Origin of the sequence: Erythrobacter sp. Alg231-14, from assembly GCF_900149685.1 — a bacterium.
Classification (GTDB): domain Bacteria; phylum Pseudomonadota; class Alphaproteobacteria; order Sphingomonadales; family Sphingomonadaceae; genus Erythrobacter.
This window is the reverse complement of sequence record NZ_LT702999.1, coordinates 2,114,323-2,138,785: the sequence shown is the minus strand read 5'-3', so window position 1 is coordinate 2,138,785 and position 24,463 is coordinate 2,114,323. Positions and strand designations below refer to the sequence as shown.

The 24,463-nt window shown below is 56.6% G+C and carries 23 protein-coding genes; 10 read left to right on the top strand and 13 right to left on the bottom strand.

Annotated elements, in window-relative coordinates; all coding sequences use genetic code 11:
• Window positions 1-61: 61 nt before the first annotated feature.
• Window positions 62-979, bottom strand: coding sequence for a right-handed parallel beta-helix repeat-containing protein (locus BQ8290_RS10230; protein ID WP_443112339.1), 918 nt, complete (start codon window positions 977-979; stop codon window positions 62-64).
• A gap of 262 nt (window positions 980-1,241) precedes the next feature.
• On the opposite strand from BQ8290_RS10230, the gene BQ8290_RS10225 reads away from it, so the two are divergent.
• From BQ8290_RS10225 to BQ8290_RS10200, 6 genes are read left to right on the top strand one after another with little or no spacing between them, the layout of a single operon-like run.
• Window positions 1,242-1,472 (top strand): hypothetical protein, encoded by a 231-nt coding sequence (locus BQ8290_RS10225; protein WP_108789871.1) that lies wholly within the window; start codon window positions 1,242-1,244, stop codon window positions 1,470-1,472.
• A gap of 3 nt (window positions 1,473-1,475) precedes the next feature.
• Window positions 1,476-1,739, top strand: a complete 264-nt coding sequence (locus tag BQ8290_RS10220) for a hypothetical protein (RefSeq protein ID WP_108789869.1) — start codon at window positions 1,476-1,478, stop codon at window positions 1,737-1,739.
• Window positions 1,736-2,941, top strand: a complete 1,206-nt coding sequence (locus tag BQ8290_RS10215; RefSeq protein WP_337661305.1) for an acyl-CoA dehydrogenase family protein — start codon at window positions 1,736-1,738, stop codon at window positions 2,939-2,941. The genes BQ8290_RS10220 and BQ8290_RS10215 overlap by 4 nt, the downstream gene beginning before the upstream one ends.
• 39 nt (window positions 2,942-2,980) lie before the next feature.
• On the top strand, window positions 2,981-4,222 hold the full coding sequence (locus tag BQ8290_RS10210; protein WP_108789867.1) for a CoA transferase: 1,242 nt from the start codon (window positions 2,981-2,983) through the stop codon (window positions 4,220-4,222).
• Entirely contained in the window at window positions 4,222-5,448 is a 1,227-nt protein-coding gene (locus BQ8290_RS10205; RefSeq protein ID WP_337661304.1) for an acetyl-CoA C-acetyltransferase, read from the top strand. Before BQ8290_RS10210 ends, BQ8290_RS10205 begins: the two co-directional genes overlap by 1 nt.
• A complete protein-coding gene (locus BQ8290_RS10200) occupies window positions 5,448-6,299 on the top strand; it encodes an FAS1-like dehydratase domain-containing protein (RefSeq protein ID WP_108789863.1) in 852 nt (283 codons plus the stop codon). Before BQ8290_RS10205 ends, BQ8290_RS10200 begins: the two co-directional genes overlap by 1 nt.
• Here the strand turns inward: BQ8290_RS10200 and ppk2 are convergent.
• Window positions 6,291-7,067 (bottom strand): polyphosphate kinase 2, encoded by a 777-nt coding sequence (ppk2, locus tag BQ8290_RS10195; protein ID WP_108789861.1) that lies wholly within the window; start codon window positions 7,065-7,067, stop codon window positions 6,291-6,293. The genes BQ8290_RS10200 and ppk2 overlap by 9 nt on opposite strands.
• A 63-nt stretch (window positions 7,068-7,130) precedes the next feature.
• Between ppk2 and phhA the strand changes: the two genes are divergently transcribed.
• Window positions 7,131-8,069, top strand: coding sequence for a phenylalanine 4-monooxygenase (gene phhA, locus BQ8290_RS10190; protein ID WP_108789860.1), 939 nt, complete (start codon window positions 7,131-7,133; stop codon window positions 8,067-8,069).
• A gap of 46 nt (window positions 8,070-8,115) precedes the next feature.
• On the opposite strand, the gene BQ8290_RS10185 is transcribed toward phhA, so the two are convergent.
• The 4 genes from BQ8290_RS10185 to BQ8290_RS10170 form a co-directional block, all read right to left on the bottom strand.
• Complete coding sequence (locus tag BQ8290_RS10185) at window positions 8,116-8,382, bottom strand: hypothetical protein (RefSeq protein ID WP_108789858.1); 267 nt, start codon at window positions 8,380-8,382, stop codon at window positions 8,116-8,118.
• Window positions 8,383-8,473: 91 nt separating this feature from the next.
• Window positions 8,474-9,319: an undecaprenyl-diphosphate phosphatase gene (locus BQ8290_RS10180; protein WP_108789856.1), complete on the bottom strand. Its 846-nt coding sequence runs from the start codon at window positions 9,317-9,319 to the stop codon at window positions 8,474-8,476.
• Window positions 9,320-9,362: 43 nt separating this feature from the next.
• Window positions 9,363-11,561 carry a M13-type metalloendopeptidase gene (locus tag BQ8290_RS10175; RefSeq protein ID WP_108789854.1) on the bottom strand — a complete coding sequence of 733 codons (2,199 nt, stop codon included), beginning with the start codon at window positions 11,559-11,561 and terminating at the stop codon, window positions 9,363-9,365.
• Between the two features lie 180 nt (window positions 11,562-11,741).
• Entirely contained in the window at window positions 11,742-13,571 is a 1,830-nt protein-coding gene (locus BQ8290_RS10170) for an ABC transporter transmembrane domain-containing protein (RefSeq protein WP_108792267.1), read from the bottom strand.
• Between the two features lie 218 nt (window positions 13,572-13,789).
• Between BQ8290_RS10170 and BQ8290_RS10165 the strand changes: the two genes are divergently transcribed.
• Window positions 13,790-15,025, top strand: coding sequence for a polyhydroxyalkanoate depolymerase (locus BQ8290_RS10165; RefSeq protein ID WP_108789851.1), 1,236 nt, complete (start codon window positions 13,790-13,792; stop codon window positions 15,023-15,025).
• Window positions 15,026-15,083: 58 nt separating this feature from the next.
• On the opposite strand, the gene BQ8290_RS10160 is transcribed toward BQ8290_RS10165, so the two are convergent.
• The 7 genes from BQ8290_RS10160 to BQ8290_RS10125 form a co-directional block, all read right to left on the bottom strand.
• The gene (locus BQ8290_RS10160; RefSeq protein WP_108789849.1) at window positions 15,084-15,638 is read right to left on the bottom strand and encodes a hypothetical protein; all 555 of its coding nucleotides are present in this window, start codon (window positions 15,636-15,638) and stop codon (window positions 15,084-15,086) included.
• A gap of 67 nt (window positions 15,639-15,705) precedes the next feature.
• Window positions 15,706-17,460: a hypothetical protein gene (locus BQ8290_RS10155; RefSeq protein ID WP_337661303.1), complete on the bottom strand. Its 1,755-nt coding sequence runs from the start codon at window positions 17,458-17,460 to the stop codon at window positions 15,706-15,708.
• A 68-nt stretch (window positions 17,461-17,528) separates the two neighbouring features.
• A complete protein-coding gene (locus BQ8290_RS10145; protein WP_108792265.1) occupies window positions 17,529-18,128 on the bottom strand; it encodes a DUF4126 family protein in 600 nt (199 codons plus the stop codon).
• Between the two features lie 91 nt (window positions 18,129-18,219).
• A complete protein-coding gene (locus tag BQ8290_RS10140; RefSeq protein WP_108789843.1) occupies window positions 18,220-19,401 on the bottom strand; it encodes an acetyl-CoA C-acyltransferase in 1,182 nt (393 codons plus the stop codon).
• Between the two features lie 81 nt (window positions 19,402-19,482).
• The gene (locus BQ8290_RS10135; protein WP_108789841.1) at window positions 19,483-19,932 is read right to left on the bottom strand and encodes a MaoC/PaaZ C-terminal domain-containing protein; all 450 of its coding nucleotides are present in this window, start codon (window positions 19,930-19,932) and stop codon (window positions 19,483-19,485) included.
• Window positions 19,933-20,078: 146 nt separating this feature from the next.
• On the bottom strand, window positions 20,079-21,494 hold the full coding sequence (locus BQ8290_RS10130; protein ID WP_108789839.1) for a DUF5935 domain-containing protein: 1,416 nt from the start codon (window positions 21,492-21,494) through the stop codon (window positions 20,079-20,081).
• Window positions 21,495-21,800 carry a hypothetical protein gene (locus BQ8290_RS10125; protein WP_337661302.1) on the bottom strand — a complete coding sequence of 102 codons (306 nt, stop codon included), beginning with the start codon at window positions 21,798-21,800 and terminating at the stop codon, window positions 21,495-21,497.
• Here BQ8290_RS10125 and BQ8290_RS10120 point away from each other — a divergent pair.
• Window positions 21,783-23,075, top strand: a complete 1,293-nt coding sequence (locus BQ8290_RS10120) for a TIGR04063 family PEP-CTERM/XrtA system glycosyltransferase (RefSeq protein ID WP_108789835.1) — start codon at window positions 21,783-21,785, stop codon at window positions 23,073-23,075. The genes BQ8290_RS10125 and BQ8290_RS10120 overlap by 18 nt on opposite strands.
• Window positions 23,076-23,124: 49 nt before the next feature.
• Window positions 23,125-24,447, top strand: a complete 1,323-nt coding sequence (locus BQ8290_RS10115; protein WP_108789833.1) for a hypothetical protein — start codon at window positions 23,125-23,127, stop codon at window positions 24,445-24,447.
• Window positions 24,448-24,463 lie beyond the last annotated feature (16 nt).

The window sequence follows — 24,463 nt, the reverse complement described above, 5'->3', positions numbered from 1 at the left end:
CAAACCAAGACAAATCCGCTTGATGCAAGCAGGTGACGAACCTCAACCTTAGCGGTTCAAGTTACCGCCGCTCGTAATCGATCAGACCACTCGCCAAAGAATTGCCGGACATTGCCACGCGCGACCCTGTCCAATCTGCAAGGAAAACGCTCGACCGCTGCAATCCCGGAACAAAACGCGCTTCGTTACCCGTGACGACCAATCCATCAGAGGAATGCAGCACGGTTTCTGCACCCAAGGCGATGAACGCGGAATAGTTTTCTTTATCGCGCCCTTGGATGAACCAATTGCTGACGATCGATCCCTGACTACCGGCGGGAAGGTCGATCATGTAATTCGTGCCGCTGCCTGCGGCGTCGTCAAAACTGTTGTCTTGGATCACCACGTTGGCGCTGCGCGCTTTAACATAGTGACCGCCGCGACCTCGTTCAAAGCGGCTTTCGCGGACGGTCAATTCCCCGTAATTGCCGATATACAGCGAATGCGCACAGCCAGCGGAGTTCTCACACGTGCCAAGCCCGCTAAAAGTCGAGCGCATAATGTAAATCCGGCCGGAAGGGTCGTTGCCGGTCAAAATGCCCTGTTGGCTGTTGAGGAACGTGGAATAGGCAACGTTAAGCGCCCCTTTCTCCAACCGGATCCCCGCCCCATTGCCATCCGGAACAGCAATGTTGGCAAAGGTGATCCCGCGCACTTCGGCACCCAGCCCGCGCAGAACCAAAGCCGCCTTGCCTTCGCATGCGGTGCGATCAAACGTAACCGTCCCGTATTCACGCGCGGCGTAAATCACGACGCCCGCCGTTTGGACGGCGCATTGGCGGTATGTGCCCGGCGCAATTGCGATGGTGCCGCGGCGATCGCCAATGGCCGTAACCGCGCCTTGAAGGTTGCCGTAACTGCGCCCGGTTTCCTCAACAACGAATGGCCCGCCTTGCGCACTCCCCTGCGCCTGTGCCGAGCTCATCGGAATGATAGCCATTGCCAATGCAAGAATGAAGGCGAGGAAAACCCAATCAAGGGAATTGGCCAGACGCAAGGCGATATTCGATGCGAATTCGCGGGCGATGGTTGAGCGAGCTTTTGCAGGAAGTTGTACCATGCCCAACTGCTTAACCCAATTCGCGCAGCCGTTGGGCGGTACTATCAAGGCTGTGCCGTTTCGATCCATCAATTCGCGCTTGGCTTAACCCATCTCGCCCAGCTACACCCCATCAAACACGAAGTCAGGGTGAGGAGTCCGCATGATACGATTTGCGAAATTGGCGGTTTTGGGCGGCGCGGCGATCTCCGCCGCAGCGTGCAGCAACAGCGATGATGCCTCCACCGAAGCGATGCCGGAAACGGTCGAAGTCGCAGCGGATGAGGCGCTGGCCAGCGTGGTCGAAGAACCGATTGAGGATGAGAACGCCGCTGGGCCACGGTCGGCTGAAAGCGATGGTTCAGAAGGCCCCGCTCAAGAGGCTGCGGAATAGATCATGATCAAACCATCCGATGCGGTCCCGCCTATATTCTTATTGACCTGCGTTTTTGCGCTGTCGGCTTGCAACCCATCGAGCGGCGGCGCGCCGGGCGCGGTTAGCGAGGGCGAAGCGGCGGCCTTGGAAGAGGCTGCGGAAATGTTGGACGAACGCCAATTGCCCGAGGGGGCGTTGCCACCCATTGATGCAACCGATCCATCCACAGCCGAATCTGGTCAAGATGCGACCGAAGAAGGTTCCGCAGAAAGAGACGCCGAATGAACATGGAAAGCACCCCATCACAGGGCCGCAACACCGGCATGGACGATGAAACCTTCGAACAATTCGCGGAACAGTTGGAACGATACGTTCAAACCCGTTTGATCCCAGCCGAATCGGAAGTGGTCGAAAACGATGCCATCCCGCCCGCGATTATCGACGAAATGCGCGATATGGGCCTCTTTGGTTTATCGGTGCCCGAAGAATATGGCGGCGCCGGATTGAACATGACGCAATATGCGCGTGTGGTGAACACGATGAGCAACGCCGCGCCGGCCTATCGCTCCATTTTCTCCATCAATGTCGGCATGTTCGCCAGCGCATTGAAAAACGGCGCAACCGAAGAACAGCGCGCCGAATGGTATCCCAAATTGGCCGAAGGCAAGATCGCATGTTTCGGGCTAACCGAGCCGGGCTCCGGAAGCGACAGTGCCGCCATGGCGACTACTGCCGTACCTGATCCCAGTGGCAATGGATGGATTATCAACGGGACAAAGCGTTACATCACCAATGCGCCGCATGCCGACGTCGCGTTGATCATGGCACGGACCGACAAAGAGGCTTTGCCCAAAAATGCCCATGTCAGCGCTTTTTTGGTGCCAATGAATACGCCCGGCGTTTCAACCGGGTCGCCGGATAAGAAAATGGGTCAGTCCGGTTCGCACATTTCGGACATCATGTTGGATGACGTAAAGGTCCCCGGCGAAGCGTTACTAGGCGGCGAAACCGGCAAAGGGTTCCGGTTTGCGATGCAAAGCCTGGACAATGGTCGGATTTCAGTCGGCGCAGCGGCCACTGGATACGCACGACGCGCTCTGAATTCCGCAATCCAATACGCCAACGAACGCAAGGCATTCGGCGAACCCATCGCCAATTTTCAATTGATCCAAGCGATGTTGGCCGACAGCGAGATCGAAATCTACGCCGCCGAAGCGATGATGAAGGACGTCACCGATCGCGCAGATCGCGGGGAGAACATCCTCGTCAAAGCGGCCGCGTTTAAAGTTTTTGCCTCTGAAATGTGCGGGCGCGTCGTTGATCGCGTCGTTCAGGTCTATGGCGGTGCGGGTTACCTTGCGGAATACGATGCAGAGCGGTTCTATCGCGATGCCCGCATCTACCGCATCTACGAAGGCACAACGCAGATCCTGCAGCTCCAAATCGCAAAGCACATGCTGCGCGAATGGGAAAAGACGCACGGTTGATCCCGCCGCGATCCTTGTCAGTTATTAAGGACACCACCTTTGTATCAGCTACTCAATGACCTCTCGATCGTCGAGGTTTCCAGTTTCGTCGCGTCACCGACAGCGGGGCTGTATTGCGCGCAAATGGGCGCGGAAGTCATCCGCGTGGATCACAAAGCGGGCGGCCTCGACTACGATCGCTATATGCTGACCAAAGAAGGTCGTTCGCTGTCATGGGAGAATTTGAACCGCGCCAAGAAATCGGTCGCGCTTGATTTGCGCAGCGGCGAAGGGCGCGAATTGTGCGTCGCCTTGGCAGCAAACACAGGTCAGTGCATCACGAACCTGCCGGAAAAGAGCTTTCTGTCGCACGCCGCAATGAAAGTCGCTCAACCCGATGGCGCTCCCGATATGACATCGGTGCGGATCATGGGGTGGCACGATGGACGACAAGCGATGGATTTCACCGTCAACGCGGCCAGCGGTTATCCGTTGATGACCGGGCCGGAGGAATGGGATTTGCAAACTGCACCGCCGGTCAATCAAGTCCTGCCTGCATGGGATTTCATCACGGGTGCCTATTGCGCTTTTGCTCTGTTGGCCGCGTTGCGCCATCGCGACGGTGGCGGCGCAGGAAGCGAAGTGCGCGTGCCATTGGGCGATGTGGCGATTGGAACCACCGCCAATGCCGGACTAATGGCCGAAATGCTTTATCGCGGATCGGACCGAGAGCGGCTGGGTAATGCAATCTGGGGCGCGTTTGGTCGCGATTTCCGCAGCAAAGACGGCGTGCGCTTTATGGTCGCGGCCCTTACATCAAAACAATGGCACGGCCTTGTCGAAGCGTTCGACGTTGCCGAGCCAATTGGCGAATTAGAAGCCAACGTAGGCGTCAAATTTTCAGACGGTGATGATCCGCGTTTCAAACATCGTCACGCTTTGTTCGACATTTTCCAGAATGTTGCCAGCGGTCTCGATTACAAGACGCTGGAGGCCCGCATGGGCGCCAAAGGGTGCACTTTTGAGAAATACCGCACTGCGCATGAGGCCGCGAACGATCCAGCATTGGTTGGCGGCAATCCTATGTTTGGCCCTTCGCCGGCAAACCCATCAGGCTTTGAATACCCGGCGGCGCGTTCTTTTGCGAACATACCAGAACAAACACCGGCCGATCCGGCACCAGCCCCATATCTGGGCCAACATTCTGAGGAAGTTTTGGCAGAGCGTTTGGGACTGTCGAGCGGTGCCATTGGCAAATTGGTGGATGCCGGGACCCTGGCCCTCTCTGATAAGGACCGATAATGACTAGAAGAGCAGCAATTGTTTCGCCCTTGCGCACTCCCGTGGGCAAATTCCTTGGTGGGCTTTCCAGCCTTAACGCCGGAGAGTTGGGCGCCATCATCTTAAAAGCGTTGGTGGAACGGTCGGGGATTGATCCCGAAAGAGTCGATGATGTGGTCTTTTCGCAAGGCTACGGCAACGCAGAAGCGCCCGCGATCGGTCACTGGTCGTGGCTGGCAGCTGGCCTTCCGCTCGAAGTGCCGGGATACCAATTGGATCGCCGCTGCGGATCTGGCCTTCAGGCTGTGGCGAACGCCGCGATGATGGTGGAAACCGGGATGGCCGATGTGGTCGTGGCGGGCGGTTGCGAAAGCATGTCAAACGTCGAACATTACACAACACAAGGGCGTGGCGGCGCGCGTATGGGTGACATCACTTTGCACGATCGTTTGTCGCGCGGGCGATTAATGAGCCAACCGATCGAACGATTTGGCGTGATCACCGGCATGATCGAAACCGCCGAAAATCTCGCAAAAGATTATGACATTAGCCGCGAGGATGCCGACGCCTACGCTGTGCGTTCACACGGCAACGCCGCCGCCGCATGGGATGCTGGCAAATTTGATGCGCAATTGGTGCCCGTTGACGTTCCACAGCGGCGCGGCGATCCGGTGACCTTTGCCCAAGACGAAGGTTTCCGCGCCGATGCATCGATGGAGACATTGGGCAAATTGCGCGCGCTTGATCTGAAACGTGATCCCGATGCCATCGTCACCGCCGGCAATGCCAGCCAGCAAAACGATGCGGGCGCAGCCTGCCTTGTGGTGGCCGAAGACAAATTGGATGAACTAGGCCTCACGCCAAGCCTTTGGTTTGGTGGCTGGGCAGCAGCCGGATGCGATCCATCGCGTATGGGTATCGGCCCTGTCCCTGCGGTCGAGCGATTGTTTGAACGACGCGGATATTCATGGGACGATATCGATCTGGTCGAATTGAACGAAGCGTTCGCTCCCCAAGTCCTCGCCGTTTTGAAAGGTTGGGGATGGAGCGGCGACGACAGCCGCCGCGACATTTTGAACGTCAATGGATCGGGCATTTCTTTGGGCCACCCAATTGGCGCAACCGGAGGCAGAATTCTGGCCGACATGGCCCACGAAATGCACCGGCGCGAGGTCCGCTATGGGTTGGAAACAATGTGCATCGGCGGCGGACAAGGCATCGCGGCGGTGTTTGAACGGGCGGTTTAGTGACCGATTTCTCCGCATGGATTGGGCGCGAAGTGCGCGCATCGGATCGATTGGACGAAAGCTTCGCCCAACGCTGGCTTTCGACATTTGACCTAGCGACGCCCGACCAAGCGATCATGCCTCAAGGGGTGCACTTTGCCCTTTGCACACCCGACGCGGCTACCGGCGCGTTGGGCGATGATGGTCACCCGGCGCGCGACACCTCCGACGACAGCTTCCTTCCCCCATTCCCGATGCCGCGCCGAATGTGGGCGTCAAGCACGATAGAATTTTGCGCACCTATCGCCATTGGGTCTCAGATTGAGCGGACGAGCACGGTCGCATCGATCAAAGAAAAGGAAGGCAGCACGGGGACGCTTGCGTTTGTGAATGTGGATCACGAAACGATCGCCAATGGCTACCTTTCCGTGCGGGAAACGCAGACACTGGTTTATCGCGACGCGGCGGAGAAAGATGCACCGTTCAGCCCGCCTGCGCCCAGTGATGGTCGATTTGACCCGGCACAATGGGATGCAACCCGCACACTGCGACCGTCGCCGGCTTTGTTGTTTCGTTATTCCGCTCTCACATTCAACACCCATCGCATCCATTACGATGCGCCCTATGCACGCGATGTAGAACGGTATCGTGGGTTGGTCGTTCACGGCCCCCTAACCGCAAGCGCGTTGTTGCAATTGACCGCGCGTGAATTGGGTGGGAACCGAGTGCGCCGATTTGAATTTCGGGGCGTCTCACCGGCAATCGCAGACGAGGAATTGCACCTTGCAATGCGCGCGACTGACGGGGGCTATGAATTGGGGGCCTTCGCTTCCGACGGCAGGCAAATCACGAAAGCGAACGCGTCAGTCTAAAGGGTAATCCTTTATTGGCTTCATCACGGAATAGCTTTCTTTGCGCATATCATCGTCCATATCGGGAAACTCGATCTTCGGCGGTTCAACATGCGTATCTGGCAGCCGGTCAAGCAAATCGCGGATCAAGGTGAGACGTCCGCGTTTCTGATCGTTGAAATCGACCAAGGTCCACGGCGCGTGGTCACAGTGGGTCGCCTTCAACATCGCTTCACGTGCTTCGGTATAGGCGTCGTATTTCTCTCGCGCGGCCAGATCTACCGGCGACAATTTCCAACGCTTCAACGGATCATCCAACCGTTCGCGCAGACGCTCTTCCTGATTGTCCTGATCTGTCGTCAGCCAATATTTGAACAGCATAATTCCATCATCGGTGAGCAGCTTTTCAAACACCGGTACTTGTTCCAAGAACCGATCGACTTGCGGTTGGTTGGCATAGCCCATCACTTGTTCAACCCCGGCCCGATTGTACCATGATCGATCGAACAGGATGATTTCACCCGCACTGGGTAAGTGTTGAATGTAACGTTGAAAATACCATTGCGTCTGCTCGTCCTCGCTCGGCTTGGACAAGGCAACGGTGCGGCATTGGCGTGGATTCAGCTTGTCCCGGACTGCGCGAATTGCGCCGCCCTTTCCTGCCGTGTCACGCCCTTCGAACAATACCACGACGCGCGCGCCGGTGGTCCGCGCCCAACGCGCCATCCCGACCAATTCTTCGGTCATCGGCTCCAAAGCCTTACGGTAATCTTTGCCTTTGATGGCCATGGCCTTGTCCTTCCTTCACAATGATTGTGGTTTCGCGCCCAAGGTAGTATCACATGATACGACATGACCGCTCTCGATACAGACGAAACCGACTTTACCCGTTTGCCAGACCTGCCCGCAGATGTCTTCACTGCGCCGCTCGTCAAACCCGCGCATCTTGGGGATGATTGGCTGGAACCTGCGCAAACCGCCTATGGAGCGGACGATGACGCAATCTGGGACGATCTGTTCGCGCGTCAAATGGACATCCTACCGGGCCGCGCGGCGAGCGCCTTTATCGCCGGTCTTGATAAGCTGGATCTGTCGCGCGGGGGCGTTCCTGAATTTGCGCGCCTTACCGAAGAGTTGGACAAATTAACCGGGTGGAGCGTGGTGCCGGTGCCCATGTTGATCCCCGATCACGTGTTTTTCTGGCATTTGGCCAACCGCCGTTTCCCCGCTGGCAATTTCATCCGCACTCGCGAAACATTCGACTATATTCAGGAACCCGACGTCTTCCACGATGTGTTCGGCCATGTGCCGATGCTGACCGATCCGGTCTATGCCGACTATATGCAGGAATATGGCCGCGCCGGGTGGAAGGCCATGCGCTACAACCGGCTTAAAGCCTTGGGCGCACTGTATTGGTACACGGTGGAATTCGGCCTGATCGAAGAGGCCGACGGCATTCGCGCATACGGTGCTGGGATCTTGTCCGGCCCAACAGAGGCGCAATTTGCTGTCGAAGCGAAAAGCCCCAATCGGATCATGCTGAATGTCGATCGGGTGATGCGAACGGATTACGTCATCAGCGATCTTCAACCGACCTATTTCGTGATCGAAAGTTTTGATGATTTGTACCGCCAAACGGTCGAGCGCGACTTTGACCGGCTGTACCGCAATCTCGCACCCAGCTTCACGTACGCGAATTCTGCGATCATTGATGTCGATAATGTCGTGAACCGCGGGACACAGGAATACCACCTGCGCGGGGGCAGAGGTTCAAGCGCCGATCCCGTTTGATTAACCCGTCCATTCGACTTGCGAACGCGGCCGTCGAAGAGCAATTTTAGATGTCTGCGCCGTCCGTTTTGCGCGCAGCAATAGCGTGATACGCAATCAAGGCTGCTATCGCCGCAAGGCATGCGGATCCGAGTGCAATCAAGGACAATCCACCCAGCACCGTGCCCGAATTTAGGAACAATCCCACTGCGATGCTGGCCACCAGCGCAGTGGCGATTTGCCACATTATGTCACCGACCGCTTCGGTGCGCGCGATGATTGAGGCAAACCAGCCCGCAGTCACGCCAACAGTGATCAACAACAGCAACGCCATCAGATTTCTAAAGCCTTTTGTTCATGCTCTACATTCCACCAATGAACGGCGGGGCGCAAAGGTTCCCCAGCGCGCGCAATGACCACGCGGATCAGAAGAAATACAGCAACGCACAACCCATCGCGACCCGGTAGAGGACGAACACCATCATGGATGCGCGTTTGAGGAAATTCATTAAGAACGCCATGGTCGCGAACGCCGCAACAAATGTCATTGCGCCAGTAATGACCGCTTCGAGCAACAACGAACTGTCCGCTTCCAATAAGTCTGGAATGATCAAAACGCCCGCACCGGCCACCGCCGGGATCGACAATAGGAAAGAGAACCGCGCCGCTTCGAACCGGCCGTAACCCAACAATCGGGCCGCGGTCATTGTGACGCCCGAACGGCTTGTGCCGGGAACCAAGGCCAAGGCCTGTGCCATGCCGACCAAAAGGCCATCACGCCACGTCATCTGTTCGAAGGTTTTTTCTTCTTTACCGAAGTAGTCGGCCAGACCCAACAGGATGCCATAGACAATCAAATTGGTCGCGATCAGATCGGTAAACCGGATGGAGGCAAGAAGGTCTTCTTCGATAATGGGAATGCCAAAGGTGCTTTCAACAAAGCCATTGAGGAAGCCCAGTTTGATCGCAAAACCGAAAATCACCGCCGGGATTGTGCCCAACACAATCCACCAGAACAATTTACGCTCGGCCGGGGCTTTGCCGATGCCGACGCTGGCGAAACCACCGCGTGCGAGGCCCATCACATCTTTAAAAAAGTAGACGATGATGGCCAAGAGCGAGCCGACATGGACCGCAATATCGATCATCGGTCCTTGATCTTCGAACCCGGTGAAGACCGAAATCAAGATCAGATGCCCCGATGAAGATATGGGCAAAAACTCGGTGATTCCTTGGACCACCGCGATGATGAGCATTTGTAGAAAAGTCATGGCCCGCGTTCCTTGTAGGAAGCGCGGGCCATGTCAATCTCGGTTACCAAATTCTGACGCGTTCTTCCGGCGGCAAGTACAAGGCGTGATCTTCTGTCACTTCAAACGCATCATACCACGCATCAAGATGACGGACCGCGTTGTTCAAGCGGAACTCGCCAGGAGGGTGGTTCGCAGTCATCACCCGGTTGCGTAGGCTCGCCTCACGTTCCATTCCGCGCCAGATTTGTGCAAAGCCAAGGAAGAAACGTTGGTCGCCGCTCAGACCATCGATAACTGGCGCCTCTTCGCCGTTCAGCGAAAGGCGATACGCACGATACGCCATCTGCAATCCGACTACATCGCCCAATGTTTCACCCATGGATTGTCCACCCCTTAGGCAAACAGGGCCTTCAGGACTGTCAACGGGGCAATAAGCTTCGATAAAGCCGGCCATTTGATCAGTGAATTGAACAAAGCCGGCGCGGTCTTGGTCCTGCCACCAATTGCGCAATGTGCCGGTCGCATCGAATTGCGAACCCTGATCGTCGTAACCATGGCCGATCTCGTGGCCGATCACCGCGCCGATCCCGCCATAATTCACCGCCGGATCTGCATCTGCGTTGAAAAATGGTGGTTGTAGAATGGCTGCAGGGAAGACGATCCGATTGGTCAAAGGCGAGTAATAGGCGTTCACCGTTTGTGGGAACATGCCCCATTCGCTTGGATCAACTTGCGTACCCAACCGCGCGCGCGAATCCGCATCATCCCAGCGCGCCGTTGCCATCCTGTTGGCCAGCGGATCGTCAGCAGAGATTTCCAAACCTTCGTAGGTTTTGAATTCACCAGGATAGCCGATCATCGGAACAAAGCCGTTCAGTTTTGCGCGCGCTTCGGCAATGGTTTCAGGCGTCATCCATTCATTGTTGTCGAGCGCGGTGTTCATCGACCGTGTCAGATTCGCCACCAGCTCGTCCATGCGGGCTTTGCTGGTTTCGGGGAAGTATTCGTCAACATACAGCGCGCCGAGTTGTTCACCGATGGACCCCTCAACCGCTCCAATAGCGCGTTTCCAGCGTTCTTGCTGTTCTTCCCGGCCGCTGATGGTTTTGCCGTAAAAGTCGAAATTGGCCTTATCCAGATCGCTGGAAAGAACCGCAGCGTTTCCAGAAAGGAAGCGCGTGGCCATGTAGGCTTTGATCGTTGCAAGCGGCGTTTGCGTCAGTAATTCCATCATAGCCGGCAAACCGCCGCCAATCATTTCGAGCTGTTCTGGGGTCAATCCCATGCTCTCAATTTCTTCATCGGTGGGCGGCAATTGCCGCGCAAGAAAGCGCGATTGGCCATCCAGTTGCGATGATTCAAGCAGCGCCGCAATTGGGAAATCACCCGCCATCGCGGTCAATTCTTCCGGCGTTAGCTCATTGTATGTCAATTGTGGCATCCGCAGAACCGGGCGCGCCCATTCCAGCACAGCTACCTTGCTTTCAAAGGCATAGACTGCGGCCGCAGCACCGGCAGGATCGGCATATCCTGCCGCGCCGAGCATGGTTTTGAGATATTCGATATATTTCGCGCGAATTTCCAAATTGCTTTCGGAATCGACCAAATAGTAATCGCGATCGGGCAGACCCATACCGTCAAAGCCGATGCCGACGGCGTAATCGGTTGGGTTGCGTGCATCAATCGTCACACCCGCACCTACAAGTGATGGGTAACCCGGTGTTCCGAACAAGCGGACCAACGCTTCCAAATCGGCGGCACCGTAAATAGCGTTCAAATAAGGTTGCGCCGGGGCGAGGCCGCTGGCGTCAATTGCTTCGACATTCAGATACGCGTTGTAAGCATCCACGATGCGGCGCGCTTGTGTGCCCGGCTCTGGGTTTGATGCAACCAGCGTTTGGACCAAAGAACGGACATCTTGCGTTGCCCCTTCGCGCAGCATGTCGAACGCGCCAAACCGTTGGCGGTCAGCTGGGATTTCATTGGCAGCGATCCATTTTCCGTTGACGTAGGCGTTGAAATCATCGCCAGGAGCAACCGTGTTGTCGATCAAATCGGTGCCGACGCCCCACGTGCCAAAATCCATCGTGGGAGAGCCTTGCTCCAATTCCGCTTCGAGATCGTCATGCGCCTCCAACTTTTCGATGGATTCGCCTGGAATGCCGATGCTTTCATCGGCGTGTTGGTCGTTGGCTAAACTGGTGGTGGTCAACGCCAGCGCGGCGGTACCGGCCAGCAGGATTTTGGTTGTGCGGATCATATCAGCGTGTCCCTGTTGGTAATTCACTTATGTCGTGATGGTGGTTTAGCGCGGGACAATTGGCAAGGGTGCCGCTGGTCGCACAGGCATGACGCTTTATCGAAAAATGCGGCTCCAATCGGCTCACAAACCCGGCGGAAAACGGGTTTGTGGCGGACGGTCAACGCCTGACCGGCGAGATTACGCGGCCTCGTTCGATGCAAACTGCAGAGACGCAAGGCGCGCATAAAGTCCACCGGCTGCGGTCAATTCTGTGTGTGTCCCTTGCTCGGCAATCTCGCCTTCATCCAACACAACGATCCGATCCGCTTTGCGCACCGTCGCCAGCCGATGGGCGATAACGATCGTGGTTCGATCTTGCATCAACCCATCAAGAGCGTGTTGGACCAATTGCTCGCTTTCAGCGTCCAGCGCGCTGGTTGCCTCATCCAACAGCAAGATCGGGGCATCGCGCAGCAAAGCACGAGCGATTGCCACACGTTGTCGTTGACCGCCGGACAATTGCGTGCCTCCTTCGCCCAAATACGTGTCGAGCCCATCCGGCAAATCGCGCAAGAAGCTTTCAGCGTTCGCCGCCCGGGCCGCGTCCCAAATGTCTTCGTCAGTTGCGTCCCACATGCCGTATCGCAAATTGTCGCGGGCATCCGCGCTAAACAAAACCCCGTCTTGCGGGACCAAGGCCAATCGCGCGCGCAGGTCAGCCGGGTCCGCTTTCGTCAAAGGCACACCGTCAATACGGATGGTGCCCACTTGCGGATCGTAAAAACGTTCGACCAATTGGAACAACGTGGATTTACCAGCACCCGAAGGGCCCACAATCGCAACCGTTTCACCGGGCTCAATCTCAAGGCTGAAATTCTTCAATGCCGGTGTTTCGGGCCGCGCAGGATATCGGAACGTCACATTGCGAAACGATAGACTGCCCCGGGGTGGATCGGGCAAAAGCTCGGGCCGCGCAGGAGCAGCAATGGCGGGCTTTGCTTCCAACAATTCGGCCAACCGACTGGCCGCACCGGCGCCGCGCAACAAATCGCCATAGACCTCTGTCAAAGACCCCATGGCCCCGGCGACCAATCCGCCAGTCAACACAAACGCCGCTATCGTGCCGCCTGTGATAGCTCCTTCGGAAACCGCCAGCGCGCCGCGCCACATCACCATCGTGATGCCGCCAAAGATCAGCAAGATCACGATAGACGTCATCGCCGCGCGCAAAATGATCCGTTTGCGCGCTGTCTCAAACGTGCGTTCAACCACATCGCCAAAACGCCCCGCCTCACGGGTTTCCTGACCAAAGCTCTGAACGATCTTCATCGCCGACAAAACTTCGCTCACATAGGCACCGACATCGGCAACGCGATCCTGGCTGGAGCGGGATACGGCGCGAATTTTCCGACCAAAGAATACGATGGGCAGAATCACCAGAGGGATTCCAATCAAGAGCCCTAATGTAAGGGTCGGCGCGAGATACAGCAGCAAAGCGATCCCACCAATCCCCGTCAACGTGTTGCGCAAAGCGACCGACACCGTCGTGCCCACCACCGTTTCGATGATGGCCGTGTCCGATGTCATCCGGCTGGAGATTTCTTTGGGGCTGTTCTCTTCGTAAAAGCTGGGCGACATGCGCAGAAGGTTTTCCTGAACCCTAAGCCGTATATCGGCGACCACGCGTTCCCCGATCCAACTGACGAAGTAAAAGCGGGCGGCGGTGCCGAAGCCCAGAATGACCACGATCATCAAGAGATATTGAAACGCATGTCCGATTTCTTCCGGGCCAGCAATGCCGCCGAATGCATCGTCGATGATGACCTTAAACCGCCATGGAATGGCCAACGTAGCCGCCGCCGTAACCACCAATGACAACAAGGCAAAGCCGATCTGAGAGGGGTATTTGCCCGCTTCACGATAGACCATACGCAACGGCGCGAGCGAACGCTGACGCTTTTCCGTGCTCTCAGAAGCAGCCGTGTTCTCCACGTCTCGTTCCGACCCGGCCGCGTCCGCGCCGTCCATTTCTTCGACCTGTGTGATTTCGGTGGTGTCCCCGTCCATATCTGAGGTGATCTAGCGATGCCGGGCCGAAATTTCACCTGCAAAAAGCATACTCTTTTCAACTCAAGCCCAAGCCGCGCAAAATTGTGCATTGCACAATCGCCCACAAAGGCCCATTTAGTAATGGATAAGGTTACACCGCGTGAGGGGTCGCGCGCCGCATCTAGGACGGGCCAAACATGCTTTACCATGCTTATGAAATTCAGCGCAGCTGGATGAATTCCGTCAGCTCCATCGCTTCCATCAGCGCATCGATTATGACCAACCCAGCCAATCCATTTGGCAAGATGGGCATGATGCCGATCGCTGCAAACGCGCTCGACGTGTTGGCCCACGCAACCGCCGATTATGCAAAACCTGCTTTTGGCATCACCGAAGTGAACGTGGATGGCACGCTTCATTCTGTGATCGAAGCGACCGTGGTCAATCGCCCCTTTGGCGATCTTAAGCGCTTTCGCCTTGATGGAATAGCGGACGACCGTCCCAAAATGCTAATCGTTGCCCCCATGAGCGGACATTACGCCACCTTGCTGCGCGGCACGGTGGAACGGATGCTTCAAAAATTCGAAGTTTACATCACCGATTGGGCCGACGCTGCGACGGTGCCTGTTCACGAAGGAAACTTCGACCTCGACGATTACATCGACTATTTGATGGAATTCCTTGAATACATCGAAGGAGTTCAACCCGGACAGCGCCCGCATATGCTCGCTGTTTGTCAGCCATCGGTCCCGGCATTTGCGGCGACCGCCCTGCTCAATCAGCACAAATCGCCCGCGGCACCTGCCACTCTCACCATGATGGGCGGCCCGATTGATACGCGGGAAAGCCCTACATCGGTCAATGATCACGCGATGAAACGGCCCATTGCGTGGTTCCGACAATCGGTCATCACAACCGTTCCGGCAAAATATCGCGGCGCTGGGCGGCGGGTCTATCCCGGTTTCATGCAACTATCGGCGTTTATGAGCATGAACCTGCAAAGCCACATGATGAGCCACTATGAGATGTTCAAACATCTGACCGCTGGCGATGATGCCAGCGCCCAGGCGACCAAGGATTTCTACGACGAATACCGCGCTGTGTGCGACATGACGGCAGAGTTCTACCTGCAAACGGTCGAGGAAGTGTTCCAAAAACATTCGATCCCGAACGGTACGTTTGAACACAAAGGCGAAATCGTCGACCTCACGCAAATCACCAACACTGCCTTGCTTGCCGTAGAAGGCGAGCGCGACGATATCTCTGGGCTGGGCCAGACGAAAGCAGCGCTGAAACTGGCGAGCGGTTTGGACGCGGATAAAAAACGCTACTACATGGCAGAAGGCGCAGGGCATTACGGTATCTTCAACGGCTCACGTTGGCGAGACAAGGTTGCGCCTGTGGTTGAGGAATTTGTGGCTCAGTTTAGTTGATATGCCCACCCGGTCTGAGGCGGGACATCCTCGTTCACGCGGCCAAAAGGCGGCGTCGCTAGTCGACTAAATCAGGCGCCAAATGCTCGCGCAACAGATCCGCACAGAGAAACTCAGAACGGAAAAGGCGGTCGCACCACCGTTCAGGCTGAATCTTTTCTCGTTGCGGACGTTTTGCCTTGGAGCCCATTCGCAGCCACGGATAGATCATTGATGCTTCTGCAAAAGATGCTGCTCGGTTCATCACCCCCCGCGCATCCTTAAACGACATCCCATCAAGCTCCGATATCCCCTCGATCATGGCCTTGATACGCTCAACATCTTCGGGCGTATCCGTTTCCCAGTAAGCCAGATCGAAAACAGCTGCCTCGGCATGCCAGTTCAATCGGTAAAATTCGTCTTCATCAATTTTTCCGGCGACCCGATCTTCGGCGCCCTTTAGCCCATCTATTAGCGATTTCTGTGGGGTGAGATGCTTGTTCTTCCAACAACAAGCGATCAGGAACTTGTGCAGTTCGGGAACGATTTCCTGAAAATATGCGGGCCGTTCTAGATACAGCGAAACCAGCATTTCGGTTGCATCGTTTGATGCGGCCCATTCTTCATTTGTCATCAAAGTATCGAGCCTCTGCGCCCGCTATGTTTGACCTCAAACACAAGGCCCCTTTGTGATCAACAACTTACGGAGAAAATTTCCCCTCTCCCGCCCATGCGGAAAGGGCATTCCATATCACTCCGCTGCGTTGTTGCGGTATAGTGATATTCGTCACAGCTTGGTTGCCCAATCGGTCCTCCAATTGCTGCAGATAGAGGCTGCGCACAGCCACACGCGTGCCCGCGCTTTCGATGATCCCGTCTGCTTCATCAGGCGAAAAGCTGCCATCAATCCGTGTTCCGACAATCCCAACCGCCCAATTCATGGCAAAAGGCGGCGTTTGCAGGACATATTCGTCCAGCTCGCTGTTCCAAAGCAATTGTTGTGCCCCGGCCCAGCCGTGCCCTGATCCCGAAGTTGTGCGGTTCTGCACGCGCAGCAGGCTGTCTTTCACATTGTCGAAGAGGGTGCCCGTGGCCCATCGGTGGTGCGGGCCGCTGTCATTGGTGCTGTTCTCCGCGAGGCAATCGAGGAAAACGTTGGGGCCGGTCGCGCGCGATCCGGATGTGAAACTGTGTCGCCCTTCTCGGCTGTAACAACGTTGGAAGAAATTTTGACCGGCATCCTTAAAGTCGAATGCGTAATGTTGCCCGCCAACCACTTCGAAATCGGGGTCGATAAAGGCGATATCCTGCATCGTGTTGAACCGCGCGCCATCGTAGAAATTGAAAGCTTGCGAGAAAAACCGTGAGGTGACGTCGCGGACCCAGCTGTTTTCGACCTCTTCAAATGCGATCGCGAAAAAGGCGCGATCCTCCCGAGTGATGTCGGCGTAATCGAGCGTTTGCAGCCTTAGATTCTCAACGCCAACCTGCTGCAATCGTTGGGATGTGTCTGTCTTGTAGACATAGCCGCCACCAAACTGGCTCTCAATCGTGTCAGTCACAGGTGCATCAAATGTAATCGTGTTGCCCGAAATGGCGGTGACCGTGCGCTCAATCGCTAATTCATAGCTGTCGGGTTCCCAACCGTATTGGGCCATGTCCACGCCGCCATTGCCCATCCATACATCGTTGGGACTGCGGACGATCGCGATGGCATCTCCGATGGCAAAGCCGCTCGTATCGGCGACCTCCACGCTGATCGTTCCAACCGGGACATAGGCCTGAGTGATGTCGGTTTCGCCAGAATTGGCCGCCGCCGTGGGACGCCTACCTGACCCTTCGCCGCGCACCTCTATCAGGGTGGATTGCTCTGTAGTCGTGGTCGCAATGAGGACGGTACCGTTCGCCCCCGGACCTTCGCCGCGCAAAACAACGCCCCCGGTTGAGATGACAATGGGGCCGCTAATTTCATATTGTCCAGCGGTCAGCAGGACCGCGCCGCGGATGCCTCTGCTATCAGCGGGAAGAGCCGCCACGGAGTCAATCGCGCCCTGAATGGCGGCAAGGTTGTCACCGACAAGCGGGCTGAGCGTGCGATGCACCGAAATGTCCGCGTAACCCGGCAAAGCCACGCCCCCTCCTCCATAGCCAGCATGAGAGAAGTCGGGGATCATATTGTCGGCGTTCGACTGATCGTGATTGGCATACAGCGCGTAATGCAATTTGCCCGTTTGCTGATTCATGCTGGCCAACGGGGCATTGGCGTCGGTGTTGATCGTGCGGCCAAACTCAAAGCCGCTGCTCGAAGGGGTTGGTGTAGGGGTAGGTGTGGGCGATGGGGTTGGCGTTCCGGTTGCGACCGGAGCAGGGGCACTGGTGCTGCTATCGGATCCGCCACATCCACAAAGGGCGATTGCGGAGCAGCCCAAGAATATCGTTTTGCGCAAGAGATCCATCGATTGTCCTAATTCAGATTACATGCTTTGTTGGTTTGGCGCATTGGGACGCGGTCCGGCGTGAGCGATCATGCGTCCGCTTTAGGTGCCCTAAAAAACAGACGTTTCACAATTCGATGTGCCATCCATAGCAAGCCGATTGCGACGAGGAACAATACCGCTGCCACCGCTGCTGCAATTGTCGGATACTCATACGCCACATAGAGCAGCCCAACGGTCGCCACATCCTCTACGCTGGACGTGACAAGGTTGCTAACCGGTTCAGGCGAGGTGTTCACCACGGCGCGCGCGCTGGCCTTTCCGCCATGCGCGAGAAAGCTCGCCCCGCCGCCCAACAGAAAAGCGATGACCTGCGTTGCGGGGTCGGAAGGATCAACAATCGCCAGCGCCAACAGCGCGCCGCCAATCGGCCGGATCAGCGTGTGCAGCGTGTCCCATGCGGTGTCGAGCCACATGACCTTGTCGGCAAAGAATTCCGCCAGCGCACCAATGGCAGCGATCCCCATAACCCATGGGTTTTCCAGCACACCAAGGCTGGCCAAATGTTCTGGTACCGGCAATGCGTCCAATCGCATCGCTAGGCCCGTCGCAAAGATGCACAAATACAACCGCCAGCCCGACAATAGGCTGACACTGCCCGCGATTCCGATAATTTCGATGATGCCCATTTGGCAATTGTAGCCACAAACACCCGCAAAGAAAAAGGCGGCGCAGGATTGATCCCGCGCCGCCTTTTCCAAATTCAGCTTTTGGCTGCGCTTAGAAGACTTCGAAAAGGCCCGCTGCGCCCATGCCGCCGCCAACGCACATGGTCACGACCACATATTTCGCACCGCGGCGTTTGCCTTCGATCAAAGCGTGGCCGGTGCAGCGCGCGCCGGTCATTCCGTATGGGTGACCGATCGAGATCGAGCCGCCATTGACGTTGAGGATGTCATTATCGATGCCCAATTTATCGCGGCAATACAGAACCTGTACAGCGAACGCTTCGTTGAGTTCCCAGAGGCCGATATCGTCCATTTTCAGGCCGGTTTGCTTCAGCAATTTCGGGATCGCGAAAACAGGGCCAATGCCCATTTCATCAGGTTCGGTGCCTGCAACCGCCATGCCGACATAACGACCCAGTGGTTGAAGACCTTTTTGCTCAGCAAGCTTGGCTTCCATCAGAACCGAAGCCGATGAACCATCGGAAAGCTGCGAAGCGTTGCCGGCGGTGATCACCTTGCCCGGGCCCATAACAGGTTGAAGACCTTGTAGGCCTTCGAGCGTGGTCGAAGGGCGGTTGCCTTCGTCCTTGGTCATGGTGTGCTCAACTTGGCTGACTTCGCCGGTTGCTTTGTCTTTCACCATCATGGTGGTTGTGACAGGGACGATCTCTGCGTCGAAGTGACCGGCTTCTTGACCGGCTGCTGTGCGCATTTGCGATTGCAGCGCGTATTCGTCCTGCGCTTCGCGGCTGATGCCGTAACGCGCGGCAACCGTTTCGGCCGTGCCGAGCATGGGCATGTACACGTCTTTGTGCATTTCGATCAGCGAGCGATCGGGCGCAACGCGCATTTCAGGGGTCTGGACCATCGAGATCGAGTCCTGACCGCCGCCAACGACAACATCCATATTGTCGACAATGATCTGCTTTGCCGCTGTCGAGATCGCCATCAGGCCGCTTGAACATTGACGATCGATTGTTTGCGCACCCACCGAAACAGGGGCACCGCCGCGCAGAGCGACTTGACGACCAATGTTACCGGCTTGCGTGCCTTGCGTAAGGACCGCGCCCCAAACAACGTCGTCGATTTCACCGGCATCGATACCGGCGCGCTCAACAGCAGGAGCAAAAGATGCGGCGCCAAGAGTGGCACCAGGCGTGGCGTTGAATCCGCCTTTATATGCCCGGCCAATTGGCGTGCGGGCGGTGGATACGATGACTGCATCACGTGACATAAAATGTCCTTTCGTAAGGGGGTTGATACGCAGCGAGCCCCGAAAAGGTGGGGCAAATTCAGAATGAAAGGGTTCGTCAGATCAGACGAAGTACAGCGTGATCCATTCACAGATCAGCGCAGGCGTTTCTTCGCCTTCGATTTCCATCGTGACTTCGCAAGTCTGTTGCCATTGACCGGCTCGTTTTTCGATCATTTCGGTCAATTTCCAGTGGCCACGAATGCGCTTTCCGGCGCGGACTGGGCTAAGGAAACGGCATTTGTTGCCGCCATAATTGACGCCCATTTTCACACCGTCGAGTTTCGGCGTGTTGCTGTTGGCACCAAGGTACGGCATCATCGACAAGGTCATAAAGCCGTGCGCAATTGTGCCGCCAAATGGCGTCATCTTGGCGGCTTCTTCATTGACGTGGATGAATTGATGATCACCGGTCGCATCTGCGAACATGTTGATCTTTTCCTGGCTCATTTCGACCCATTCGCTGGTGCCGATATTTTCGCCAACCTTTGTGGCCAATTCTTGTGGAGTCATGGTTCAATTCCTCTCAAATTTCGCCCGCGATTCCATCCGCACAGGCGTTGCTATCGAGGAGCTACATGGCCCATAGTTTCGACCAGTGCAATGCATGCATCACTGCCGTTACGGCACGCTAGGTTGCACCGGCCTCCAAACCGCTTCTAGGTCGGCTTTAAACGGGCTTTGGCGGCCTCTCGCCGCTGTTTTGCGCGCTTCTGCGACGGTGTCATGACCGTTTTGATGCGCTCATTTGTGATTTCGGTCCGCCGATCCGATTCGAACGGTTTGAGATAGGAGTTAAGCCCAATCTGCAGCCCGATGATCATCAACATAACCGGTTGATAGGCGATCCCTTGAAACAAGGCGCCGACCAGATAAATCAGGCTAGCCATTTGCAATGCAGCAGCCAGCGGCGAGATCCAGGCGTCTTCCTCATCCGTCGCCCCTTTCCAACGGCGATAGATCCGCTCCATCTGCCAAACGCCCAACCCTTGCAGCATCAACCACATGAGCAGCCCGGGATAACCTTGTTCCCCCAGCACCTCAAAGATCGATGAGTGGAAGGCGCGCCCTTCATCGACCACATCGCGATATTGAACGGTGACTGTATTCCCTGTCACCTCTCTTACGGGCATCACATAGGTGAAGCTGTTGGCGCGGTACGAATCAAAGCCGCCACCCATTGGGTTTCGGCTCGCATAGTCCAAGGTCCATGACCAAACGGCCAATCGCGTCGACGCGCTTTCATCGCCGCCTGGCTGTGCGATGGTTGCCATCCGCTCGTAATAGCTCGCCGGTAAAAACGGCAAAGCGGTGAGACCCAGAACGCCAGCGGCCGCGACGAAAGTGAAACGACGCTTGGTATAACGCAGCAACAACACGCCCAACGCCGCGATACACAGCAAACCTGTGCGCGCTTCGGTGCCGACGGGGATCAACAAACTGGCAAAAACCAGTCCCAAGGCGAACGCACTCACCATCCAGTGCGGTCGAAAAATCGTGCCATAGCGGGTGAACCACGCGACCAAGGGGATCAACGCGATCGCAACGGTTGCCAAAGTCGAGCTTTCATAAATGCCGCTGTTGTCTTGGACGAAGAATTTGAGATTGCCATAGCCGCCGCCGCCCGAAACGATCTTTAGGCCGGTGCCAATCACAATGGTCGCTATCGACAAAGTCAGCGTTAGGGCCAGCGCTTCGATCCGCGCGCGCGTCGTAATCGTCAGCGGCAGGAAGATCGCGAAAAGCAAAGCCTTCCAAACCCAATCCCACTTTGTCACGGCCGATTCTGGGAACTCCGCGCTTTGCAACGTCCACCAACAATAGATCAGCAATGCCAGCATTAAGAATTGGCGCATCGTGAAACGCGACCCTTCTTTGCGATCCAGCAAAAGCCATCCGCCAAACGCCGCTGCGAATGCGATCAACGAAACCTGCAATTCTGTGATGATTGAATAGCCGATCCGTTGCGGGGCCAGAATGTCGATATAGACATACAGCAACACCCACAGGAACGGCCGCCGCAGGCCGAGCATCAAGACATAAGCGATAAAAGCGATGAAAACGAGATCGAGCATCTACAGCGCAGCCTCATCTTGATCGCGTTCTGACGCGGTTTCTTGCGCTTTCATTCGCTGCGAGGCGCGGCCTGAATTGGTCGCCGCAGACCGTTCTGCCTCGGCGCGTTGCTTGTGCTCTTTCACTCGCGGATCGACATCCAAATCATCCAACAGCACCAGCCGCAGCAAAGCCACCGCAAGCAGGCCGTGGCCCAAAGCAAGAGAGAGATAATCGATCATGTCGAGCCGCTGATACCAAAAGGCAGTTGACGCGGCGTTAAGCACAACGGGGCTAAAGGCATCGCCATGACACGCATTCTTCACGTCCTTGACCATTCATTGCCACTGCACAGCGGCTACACCTTTCGCACGCGCGCCATCTTAAAGGCTCAAGAAGCCGCGGGATTGGAAGTGCGCGGCATAACGTCTCAACGCCACAATAGCGAAGCGGGATGGGACGGGGCGAACGGCGACAAAGCGGTGCAGGAATATGATGGCCTCACGTTTCACCGCACAACCGGCAATCCCAGCGGGCCGATGTTGGTGAGCGAGTTGAAAGAAATGGGAGCGTTGTCAGCGGCGATCCAATCCTTGGCCAAAGAATGGCGGCCCGATATCATTCATGCCCACTCCCCGGCGTTGAACGGTGGTGCTGCGTGGCGCGCCGCGCAAGCGCTCAATATTCCGTTCGTGTATGAAATCCGCGCCTTTTGGGAAGACGCCGCTGTCGGCAACCAAACCGGCACCCAAGGGTCGGCCAAATACCGCCTAACCCGCAGCCTAGAGACACAAGTGGCGACGCGGGCGGATGCGCTTTTCACAATTTGCAATGGATTGCGTGATGATTTGATTGCGCGCGGCATCGGCGAGGGGAAAATTGGGGTCATGCCGAACGGCGTTGATCTGACTATGTTCGGTGAACCTGTGGCGCGCGACGATGCGTTGGGTGTCGAATTGGGCATCGAACCAGGATCGCCGGTGGTCGGATACATCGGCAGTTTCTATGATTACGAAGGGGTCGATGATCTGATCGCGGCCATGCCGCATCTTAGAAAAAGCCATCCCGGCGCGCGCCTATTGTTGGTTGGTGCGGGTGAAATGGATGCGAAATGGCGCGCCGCCGCGGCGGCCTTGCCTGAACCCGATGCTGTCATTTTCACCGGCCGTGTGCCGCATGATCAGGTTGAACGTTATTATTCTCTGATTGATGTATTGGCCTATCCGCGCAAACATTCTCGCCTGACCGATCTGGTCACCCCTCTCAAACCGTTGGAGGCCATGGCGCAAAGGCGGATCGTCGCCGCGTCAAATGTGGGCGGACACCGCGAATTGATCCAGGACGGCGAAACTGGTTTTCTCTTTACACCCGATGATCCCCTCGCATGCGCAGCTGCGCTAACTGGCGTGTTCAATGCTCGTCACGAATGGGAGGCGATCCGGGACGCCGGCGTCAATCACGTTCATGCCCGACACAATTGGGCAACAAACATTCGGCGTTATCTCGACGTTTACCATCTCTTGCTATCCGATCTTAGTCACGATGGTGGCCGCGACGATCGGGTTGACACCGTGACGCGCGAACGGGGCTTACGAGCATAGGGGTAGTTCCTCCTTTGCTCGTCAAAAAAACAGACGGGCAAAGGGCAATATGCGTCTTAGTAAACATTTCGACGAACAGGCGCAGAAGCGCACAACCAAACGCGTTCGCGAGCAGCCTCGGAAAACGCCAGTTTCCGCACATAAATCGTTCGTGCCGGTCATCACCGCATGGGGCGCAGCGTTGCTGGGTCTCTCTGTGCTTGTGTTGCCCGCCAATTTGGTTGGTCGCCTCAGCACGCTTAGCGGCCTGACGGCATTAGGCGATGTTGCCACGTACATTTTTGCAGCCATCGCGGCGTTGCTTGGCGCGGGCCTTGGTTATGTAGTCGCCGCCGCATTGCGCGAATATTCCAGCCGCAGCGAAGAAAAAGTTGCGGTCGTTTCTGCCGTATCGACACGCCGCGTGCGCCCGATTGACCCCGTTGTTGAATTGGGCAGCGAGAGCCTTGATGCGCCGATCGAAGAAATGCCGTTTGGTGCGGCCGAAGAAGAGGGCGAGTTCGAAGAGTTGAGCGAAACCACCCGCCAACCCGTTCCGCGCCAACCAACCTTGGGCGAACTGTCACAGCGTGGCTATGACATCGAAGCGCCCGAAGACTGCGCCGCCGCCGACGAAGGCGAAAAGCCGATCTTTACTCGCAGCCAGTTCAAATCCGCCCTGATCGAAACATGCGAAGGGGCAACCTGTGAAGCCGCGCCCGCTCCACAATCACAAGACAGAGAACCCGCCATGCAACAGGCTCAAAAGAAACCCATTAGCGGCTCCAATTCCAACCCATCTTGGAGCCTCACCCAATTTGCACCCGCGCCCAAGCCGGCACCAAAAGCGGTGCCCACTTCGGGCGCAGCCGAAAACACGCTCCCTGAAAAGCCACGAGCGCTTGATCTGGGTGAATTTGCCGAACTTCCGGGCCGCAACGGCGTTTGGGTCGAAGAAAAACCTGCTCCGGCATCGCAAGACGCCGCCCCACAACCGGCGCCGCGCCCTGTCGTCCAATCGGTGCCACAATCGGCGCCGGTCCCAGCTCCGGCACCAAGTGCGCTCGAAAAATTGCGTCAGAAGCCGACGGATGAATTGAGCATCGTTGAAATGGTGGAACGTTTCGCAGGCGCTCTGCACGATCATCAAGAGGCTGAACGCAAACGGGTTCCCGATTCCGGGCCGAGCCGCGATGCCGCATTGGCCGAAGCTTTAAAAGCGCTGACATTGTTCACAGAGCGCGGTTTTGACCAGCCTGCTCCGCAATCCACGCCGCGCCCGGTGCAAGGGAATGACAACAATGTGGCCCCCGAAATGACCGAATTGGGACAGACGGAGCGCGAATTGCGCGATGCATTGCTAAAATTGCAATCTTTGCGCGGCGCGGCCTAAACTGCGCCGACGGCGC

Bases quoted from the DNA above. Each gene is read 5' to 3' on its own strand.
- ppk2 (WP_108789861.1), bottom strand. From the start codon at position 7,067: ATGGCCATCAAAGGCAAAGATTACCGTAAGGCTTTGGAGCCGATGACC.
- BQ8290_RS10115 (WP_108789833.1), top strand. From the start codon at position 23,125: ATGCGTCTTAGTAAACATTTCGACGAACAGGCGCAGAAGCGCACAACC.
- BQ8290_RS10185 (WP_108789858.1), bottom strand. From the start codon at position 8,382: ATGGCGTTGCTGTTGTTGATCACTGTTGGCGTGACTGCGGGCTGGTTT.
- BQ8290_RS10135 (WP_108789841.1), bottom strand. From the start codon at position 19,932: ATGACTCCACAAGAATTGGCCACAAAGGTTGGCGAAAATATCGGCACC.
- BQ8290_RS10225 (WP_108789871.1), top strand. From the start codon at position 1,242: ATGATACGATTTGCGAAATTGGCGGTTTTGGGCGGCGCGGCGATCTCC.
- BQ8290_RS10170 (WP_108792267.1), bottom strand. From the start codon at position 13,571: ATGGACGGCGCGGACGCGGCCGGGTCGGAACGAGACGTGGAGAACACG.
- BQ8290_RS10140 (WP_108789843.1), bottom strand. From the start codon at position 19,401: ATGTCACGTGATGCAGTCATCGTATCCACCGCCCGCACGCCAATTGGC.
- BQ8290_RS10155 (WP_337661303.1), bottom strand. From the start codon at position 17,460: ATGGATCTCTTGCGCAAAACGATATTCTTGGGCTGCTCCGCAATCGCC.
- BQ8290_RS10160 (WP_108789849.1), bottom strand. From the start codon at position 15,638: ATGACAAATGAAGAATGGGCCGCATCAAACGATGCAACCGAAATGCTG.
- BQ8290_RS10120 (WP_108789835.1), top strand. From the start codon at position 21,783: ATGACACGCATTCTTCACGTCCTTGACCATTCATTGCCACTGCACAGC.
- BQ8290_RS10220 (WP_108789869.1), top strand. From the start codon at position 1,476: ATGATCAAACCATCCGATGCGGTCCCGCCTATATTCTTATTGACCTGC.
- BQ8290_RS10130 (WP_108789839.1), bottom strand. From the start codon at position 21,494: ATGCTCGATCTCGTTTTCATCGCTTTTATCGCTTATGTCTTGATGCTC.
- BQ8290_RS10215 (WP_337661305.1), top strand. From the start codon at position 1,736: ATGAACATGGAAAGCACCCCATCACAGGGCCGCAACACCGGCATGGAC.
- BQ8290_RS10205 (WP_337661304.1), top strand. From the start codon at position 4,222: ATGACTAGAAGAGCAGCAATTGTTTCGCCCTTGCGCACTCCCGTGGGC.
- BQ8290_RS10175 (WP_108789854.1), bottom strand. From the start codon at position 11,561: ATGATCCGCACAACCAAAATCCTGCTGGCCGGTACCGCCGCGCTGGCG.
- BQ8290_RS10230 (WP_443112339.1), bottom strand. From the start codon at position 979: ATGGCTATCATTCCGATGAGCTCGGCACAGGCGCAGGGGAGTGCGCAA.
- phhA (WP_108789860.1), top strand. From the start codon at position 7,131: ATGACCGCTCTCGATACAGACGAAACCGACTTTACCCGTTTGCCAGAC.
- BQ8290_RS10165 (WP_108789851.1), top strand. From the start codon at position 13,790: ATGCTTTACCATGCTTATGAAATTCAGCGCAGCTGGATGAATTCCGTC.
- BQ8290_RS10145 (WP_108792265.1), bottom strand. From the start codon at position 18,128: ATGGGCATCATCGAAATTATCGGAATCGCGGGCAGTGTCAGCCTATTG.
- BQ8290_RS10180 (WP_108789856.1), bottom strand. From the start codon at position 9,319: ATGACTTTTCTACAAATGCTCATCATCGCGGTGGTCCAAGGAATCACC.